At 61.9% G+C, this 6,774-nt stretch carries 6 protein-coding genes, 1 tRNA gene and 1 pseudogene; 5 read left to right on the forward strand and 3 right to left on the reverse strand.

Going from position 1 to position 6,774, the window contains the following annotated elements; all coding sequences use genetic code 11:
• Positions 1–103 precede the first annotated feature (103 nt).
• Positions 104–1,396 carry an adenylosuccinate synthase gene (locus ACILRN_RS03715; RefSeq protein WP_395685683.1) on the forward strand — a complete coding sequence of 431 codons (1,293 nt, stop codon included), beginning with the start codon at positions 104–106 and terminating at the stop codon, positions 1,394–1,396.
• Positions 1,397–1,421: 25 nt separating this feature from the next.
• On the opposite strand, the gene ACILRN_RS03720 is transcribed toward ACILRN_RS03715, so the two are convergent.
• Positions 1,422–2,168 carry a hypothetical protein gene (locus ACILRN_RS03720; RefSeq protein ID WP_395685685.1) on the reverse strand — a complete coding sequence of 249 codons (747 nt, stop codon included), beginning with the start codon at positions 2,166–2,168 and terminating at the stop codon, positions 1,422–1,424.
• A gap of 410 nt (positions 2,169–2,578) precedes the next feature.
• On the opposite strand from ACILRN_RS03720, the gene ACILRN_RS03725 reads away from it, so the two are divergent.
• Positions 2,579–3,157 carry a CAP domain-containing protein gene (locus ACILRN_RS03725; RefSeq protein ID WP_395685687.1) on the forward strand — a complete coding sequence of 193 codons (579 nt, stop codon included), beginning with the start codon at positions 2,579–2,581 and terminating at the stop codon, positions 3,155–3,157.
• A 13-nt stretch (positions 3,158–3,170) separates the two neighbouring features.
• Here the strand turns inward: ACILRN_RS03725 and rpoH are convergent, their stop codons facing one another.
• On the reverse strand, positions 3,171–4,076 hold the full coding sequence (rpoH, locus tag ACILRN_RS03730) for an RNA polymerase sigma factor RpoH (RefSeq protein WP_395685693.1): 906 nt from the start codon (positions 4,074–4,076) through the stop codon (positions 3,171–3,173).
• An 80-nt stretch (positions 4,077–4,156) separates the two neighbouring features.
• Positions 4,157–5,149: an RluA family pseudouridine synthase gene (locus ACILRN_RS03735; RefSeq protein ID WP_395685689.1), complete on the reverse strand. Its 993-nt coding sequence runs from the start codon at positions 5,147–5,149 to the stop codon at positions 4,157–4,159.
• Between ACILRN_RS03735 and ACILRN_RS03740 the strand changes: the two genes are divergently transcribed.
• From ACILRN_RS03740 to ACILRN_RS03750, 3 genes and pseudogenes are all read left to right on the forward strand, one after another.
• Complete coding sequence (locus ACILRN_RS03740) at positions 5,148–5,492, forward strand: hypothetical protein (RefSeq protein WP_395685691.1); 345 nt, start codon at positions 5,148–5,150, stop codon at positions 5,490–5,492. The genes ACILRN_RS03735 and ACILRN_RS03740 overlap by 2 nt on opposite strands.
• 65 nt (positions 5,493–5,557) lie before the next feature.
• Positions 5,558–5,632 (forward strand) — tRNA-Glu (locus ACILRN_RS03745).
• Positions 5,633–6,270: 638 nt separating this feature from the next.
• A pseudogene (locus ACILRN_RS03750) lies at positions 6,271–6,774 on the forward strand (hypothetical protein); the annotation flags it as partial.

The raw sequence follows: 6,774 nt of genomic DNA on the forward strand, positions 1-6,774 counted from the left end.
ATGTGAGGGGCCGTTGCGCTCATCCCCGGTTCGTGTATGAACCCCCAACGGCCCCGGCGGCAAATCCGCCCGGGGCCGTCTCTGTGTCTGAAAGGAACTGGGAATGGCAAATGTCGCGGTAGTCGGCGCCCAATGGGGCGACGAGGGCAAGGGCAAGCTGGTCGACTGGCTATCGGAGCGCGCCGACGTGGTTGTCCGCTTCCAGGGCGGCCACAATGCCGGCCATACCCTGGTCATCGACGGCGTGACCTACAAGCTGTCCCTCCTGCCCTCTGGCATCGTTCGGCCTGGAAAGCTGTCGGTGATCGGGAATGGCGTGGTCATCGATCCGTGGGCGCTGGCCGCTGAAATCGACAAGCTGTCATCCCAGGGCGTTGCGATCTCGCGGGAGAATCTCCGGATCGCAGGCAATGCCACCCTGATCCTGCCGTTGCATCGTGATCTCGACCAGATGCGTGAAGCGGCGGCAGGAGCCGGCAAGATCGGCACCACGGGCCGGGGTATCGGCCCCGCTTACGAGGACAAGGTTGGCCGCCGGGCCATACGTGTCAACGATCTTGCCGATCTTTCCACCATTGGGCCAAAGATCGAGCGGCTTCTCGCGCACCACAATGCCTTGCGCCGCGGCATGGGTCAGCAGCAGGTCAGTGCGGCAGATCTCATCTCCGAACTGGGTGAGATTGCCCCGCGCATCCTGCCCTTTTCAGATGCCGTCTGGGCGCTGCTTGACGACATGAAGCGGGATGGCAGGCGCATACTGTTTGAAGGCGCGCAAGGCATTCTTCTCGACATCGATCATGGCACATATCCCTATGTCACCTCATCCAACACGGTCGCAGGTCAGGCGGCTGCCGGGTCCGGCCTCGGCCCGTCGTCGATCGGATACGTGCTGGGAATTGCCAAGGCCTACACGACGCGTGTGGGTTCGGGGCCGTTTCCGACCGAGCAGCAGAATGATGTCGGCGAATACATCGGCCAGCGCGGGCGTGAATTTGGAACGGTGACCGGCCGCAAACGCCGCTGCGGATGGTTTGACTCGGTTCTGGTGCGGCAAGCCATCAAGACCTCTGGCATCCATGGCATTGCCCTCACCAAGCTCGATGTGCTGGACGGGCTTTCCGAAATCAAGGTGGGTATCGGCTATGAGCTTGATGGCAGGCGGATCGACAGGCTGCCGGCTGCCGAAGAGGCGCAGAAGCGTGTTGTTCCTGTCTATGAGCATTTCGAAGGCTGGCAAGGCACGACTGCCGGTGCGCGCAGCTGGGCACAGCTGCCCGCTCAGGCCATCAAATACGTGAAGTACCTTGAAGAGCTGATCGAGTGTCCTGTGGCATTGCTGTCAACCAGCCCGGAACGCGACGACACGATCCTGATGAAGGATCCTTTCGCGGATTGAGCAGCATCAGAGGTCTTTGCCGGCTTCAGAAATCACGCTTCTCGACGAAATATCCGTAGAGGGAGGTGAACATCGCGGCATTGAATATCGCATAGAACAGCTGCAGCACGGCGGCTCCCACGGTCAGTACCACTTGAGCGAGCATGGCGTCGATCAGTCCGGCCATGCCCGACACGGCAAGCAGCAGGACCACGCAGCCGAAGGCGATCACGAGGGTGAGCGCAAACACCCCGACACAGGGCCAGAAATTGCCTTCACTGACCGTCCAGGCATCGCGGAAAGTGAAGGTATGGTTGCCCAGCGCCACGGCAGGCAGCTTGATCGACAGCCGGGTGACCGCGCCACCGACCAGGATCAGGCTGGCAAGCCCGGCAATTGCCGCCGCAGCTGGCGTGAATTCGGTTCCTGCAAGCAGAAACAATGCCGGAATGAACATCATCAGCATGATCAGGATGGTGCTGCCGGCATAGCGCAGCACACTTGCATCAAGGCGCAAGCCGCCGGGAACTTCGTCACGCAGGATGAAGCGGTGCCAGCTGACTGCGACCGAACAGACGGCGATGAACGACACGAGCCCGGCCAGAAGCTGGACGGCCGCCTGAGCCGTGATCTGCGTGGCGGCCGGATCGGGCGGACCCATCCAAACCTCGACGATGGCGAGTGCCAGCATGACTGGCACCCACATCAGGACGACGCGCAGAGCGACCTGGCGATACGTCCAGATGGACGTGATGGCGTGGGAAACAGCCTTGGGAGCAGAGAGTTGGCGCATGGAACTCATGAAGGTGACAATAAGGCAAGCCAGAGCAAGAACCGACCTGATTGAAACGGCGCCGGCCGGTCGCGTCGGTACGTACCGGCAGGAGCGGCCCTCGCGAGGAACGCGACGAACCGGACGCCTGCCGCCACCGAACCCGGAGGGCCGGGGCCTGTCGCGCCGTCGGATGGCTCGGCCGGGCCACCAGCCCGCTCTTCGCCATTCTTCAATCAGGTCGGCTCATGCTCTAGCTCAGGGTGATGGTGAAGAAAAGTCCGAATCAGTTCAATCGCGCCGGGCAAGCAGTGGGCGTATGTCACTGCCGCCTGCCATGGGCTGGCCATAATGACGGGCATAAGCAAGGTCGGATCGTGACAAGCGCTGCCTGACCCTCGAACAGGATGAACGTGATCCATGGAGGACGCATGACAGTCTGCAATCATCGCCGCCGCCTCGTCTGTGCAGGGCTCCTTGGCCTTCTGGCGGCTGGTGTGCCGGCACAGGCAGGGACCTATCTGGAGTATGCCAGCCGGCTTGGCACCAGTCCGCCGGAGGGGGCCAGGTTCCGGCCGGATCTGGAGGAGAAACTCGATGGCCTTCTGAATGCCTACCGCCGGGAAAAGGGCAGGGAGCCCGTGGTGCGGGATCCAACGTTCCTGATACCGGCACGCGCACATGCCGCTGACATGATGCTGCACAATTTCGTGGGCCATACAGCCTCGACCGGCAACAGCTTTCAGGGTCGCATGTCAGCCTTTGCCGGTGATGTCACGAAATATCCTGCGTTGGGCGAGAATGCCGCCCGCGAGACACGGGATACGCCCGTGGATGACGCCAAGCTGCGGGCGCTTTTCCAGCAATGGATCGACAGCCGAAGCCATCGCAAGAATATGGTGAGCCGTGGCTTCCAGCTCGTATCAACGGGCGTGATCCAGCGTGGCCACAAGATCTGGGCCGTGCAGATCTTTTTCGGCACGCCGAGACAGAAGGGACTGTTTCAGTAAGGCCGCGGGCGGCTCATGCGCTGGGGGAAGGCAGCGACTTGGGAGCCAGCATGCGTTGCGAGGCGTTCTTCACGGCCTTCTGGACCTTCTCGAAGGCTCTCACCTCGATCTGGCGGATTCGTTCGCGAGAGACGCCGAATTCCTGGCTTAAGTCTTCGAGCGTGACGGGCTCATCCTGCAGGCGGCGCGCTTCGAACACGCGGCGCTCGCGATCAGTGAGCTTGTCCATTGCTTCGCGCAGCAGACCCTGTCGCATCGACTGTTCCTCGGACTGGACGAGCATGTCCTCCTGATTGTCGGACTCATCCACGAGCCAGTCCTGCCACTCACCCTCGCCGTCGTCGCGCAGCTGGGAATTGAGAGACGCATCGCCGCCGAGTCGGCGGTTCATCGATATGACGTCTTCTTCCGTGACGCCGAGCTTCTTGGCGATCAGCTTGACCTGGTCTGGCCGAAGATCGCCTTCCTCGAGAGCTTCGATCTGGCTCTTGACCTTGCGCAGGTTGAAGAACAGCTTCTTCTGATTGGCGGTGGTGCCCATTTTCACCAGCGACCATGAACGCAGGACGAATTCCTGGATCGAGGCCTTGATCCACCACATGGCATAGGTCGCGAGCCGGAATCCCTTGTCGGGTTCGAATTTCTTCACTGCCTGCATGAGGCCGACATTGCCCTCGGAGATTACCTCTCCGATGGGCAGCCCATAGCCGCGATAACCCATGGCGATCTTGGCCACGAGGCGAAGGTGGCTGGTGATGAGCTTCTCGGCCGCGTTCTTATCGCCGTGCTCCTTCCAGCGCTTGGCGAGCATGTATTCTTCGTCGGGCTGCAGCATCGGAAACTTGCGGATCTCCTGCAGATAACGCTGCAGTCCGGCCTCACCCGCGGCTATTGCTGGAAGCGATGTGGTCTTTGCCATCATTCAACGCCTTTCCCAAATTCACGCCTTGCTACCGACAAAATACGTAGAAAATAAGACACCGGACCGGTTACAGATCGTCACTGTTCCGCAGAATTCAAGCGCAGAGTTGCCAGAAGCCTGGCGAAATCCTCTGGCGGAGCGCTTTCAAAGCGAAGGATCTTGCCGCTGCGGGGGTGTTCAAAGGCCAGGGTCCGGGCATGAAGTGCCTGGCGATTCAACGCATTGAGGGCCATTTTGGCGGGCGCCCCCAGCTTCTGGGCGGAACTCCGGAAGCCCGCGCCATAAACCGGATCGCCGAGAAGGGGGTGTCCGATGTGCGCCATGTGGACGCGGATCTGATGCGTCCGGCCGGTTTCGAGCTGACATTGGACAAGGCTTGCAATCGGAGGCTGTCCGAGCATGTCCAGAACGTCATAGTGTGTGACGGCTTCCCGGGCCCGGGAGCCTCGGGAGACGGCCATCTTCTGGCGGTTGGCGGTGCTGCGGTCGATCGCCGCCGCGATCGTGCCGCGGCGGCGTTCCGGAACGCCCCAGACAATGGCCAGATAGCTGCGTGCCAGACGGCCATCTCGGCCATGGGCGGCAAACTGCTGCGAAAGTGCCTTGTGTGCCTGGTCGGTCTTGGCAACCACCAGAAGGCCGCTTGTATCCTTGTCGAGCCGGTGGACGATGCCTGGGCGCTTGACGCCGCCGATGCCGGACAGGCTTTCCCCGCAGTGGGCTATGAGGGCATTGACCAGCGTTCCCGCTGCATGGCCTGCCCCCGGATGCACCACGAGCCCGGCCGGCTTGTCGATGACGATGAGATCCTCATCTTCATGGATGATGGAGAGCGCCATGACCTCTGGCTGCGGTTCCGCGGGGGCCGGCGCGGGCAGAACGACGCCGAGCAGGTTTCCGGACCTTACGGCATGCCGGGCCTCGGTGATGGCAACGCCCTCGACAGATACGGCCCCGTCCGCAATAAGAGCCTGGAACCGTGACCGGCTGATGTCCGGGAAGGCAGCGGCCAGCGCCTTGTCGAGGCGTCCGGCCTCTGCAGCGCGGGCTTCGAGGCGTGTTGAAGGCATGACGATGACCAATCCCGATGAACATGACGCTCAGGCCAGCGCTCCGCCAGTAGCTGTTTCGCCCTCTGCCCGGATGCTGCTCCGGATTGTCTATATCATGGGTATCATTCTGGTGCTGCTCTTCATGACGCTGGTTGGCGGAATCATCTGGAAATCGACCCGCAAATCTGGGCCAGCGCCCAACCCAGCCGCCGCAAGCCTGAACCTGGCGCTGCCCCCGGGCAGTGAAATCCGGGCAGTGGCGATTGACGGAGATCGCTTGGTCATCAACACGGGGCAGCAGGTGATCGTGGTGGATGTCAAGAAGAACGCGGTTATCTCGCGTATCCTGACCGGGCCCTGATCCGGGCTTGCGCGTTCCGCTTGCAACTGGCCAGCCGCCATTCTATAGGCATTTCCGGCGCGCGTGCTCCCTTCGTCTATCGGTTAGGACGGCAGCCTCTCACGTTGCAAAGGCGGGTTCGATTCCCGCAGGGAGCGCCATTTGCGAACAAAACCACTAACTTTTCCGGCAGCGGTCTGCTGGCCTGCGACGACGGCTGCAAGATTGGCCTTGTCGCCGATGATCTGGATCCTGTCATCATCGACGCGGATCTCCGAGATCACGGCCCGGAGATAGGCCTTGCGGGCCTGGGCGTCGGCGGTGGTGAGCTTCTCATTGAGGAGACTGGCAAAGGCAGTAATCCGCTCAGGCGTGAGCGCGCTTGAGGCCCTGGCCTGTTCGGCGATGCGTTCGAGCGAGGCCTGGGCCAGATCACGCGCGGATTTGAGGGTAGAGATGCGGGAGCAGGAAGCGTTGGCGACGATCTGGTTTGCAGAAGATAATGAGCCATGGCGATCACTCAACGGCGGATAAGAAAAAAGGAATCACGCTGCCTTCCGTTCGTCAACCCAAAGAGCGGGAAGCGAAGTTACCTTCAAGCGGCCAAGACCTCGATTTTGCAATAGGCTCTAGGACGCACCGCCTTCCCGCCCATGCGAGAGGGCCCTACTTATTTTACTTTTATTGACATTTTAGTGACTTTTGACGAAGAGTTGGTACAGCAAGTTCGTACCTGCCAAAAGCTCGGTGGAGTATGCGCCTCGGTTTGCCTGACCCAAAACGAATGAAAGCTACCCCCATGCTGCGCTCCACCAAATTGCTACTCGCCTGCCTGTTCACCGTGTTCGGATTCCTCTCGGCCAGCTGTGGCAGCGATGCGTCCACGCCCGTCGTGCCCTCAACACCCACCATGACCCCGTTCGCGGGCAATGTGGACGGGTCGGGCAACGCCGATGGCACAGGCACCGCCGCCCGTTTTAGCCGCCCAGGCGACGTTGCCACCGACAGCGAGGGCAACGTCTACGTGGCCGACCAGGACAACCACACCATCCGCAAGATCACCCCCGCCGGTGTGGTGACCACGCTGGCCGGAACCGCCGGGGTGAGCGGCTCGACCGACGCCACCGGCGCTGCGGCCAGTTTCCGGGACCCGAGGGGAATTGCCACCGACAGCGCGGGCAACGTCTACGTGGCCGACTCACGCAACCACACCATCCGCAAGATCACCCCCGCCGGTGTGGTGACCACGCTGGCCGGAACCGCCGGGGTGAGCGGCTCGACCGACGCCACCGGCGCTGCGGCC

The sequence above is a fragment of the Aestuariivirga sp. genome (assembly GCF_044238155.1).
Taxonomy (GTDB): domain Bacteria; phylum Pseudomonadota; class Alphaproteobacteria; order Rhizobiales; family Aestuariivirgaceae; genus Aestuariivirga.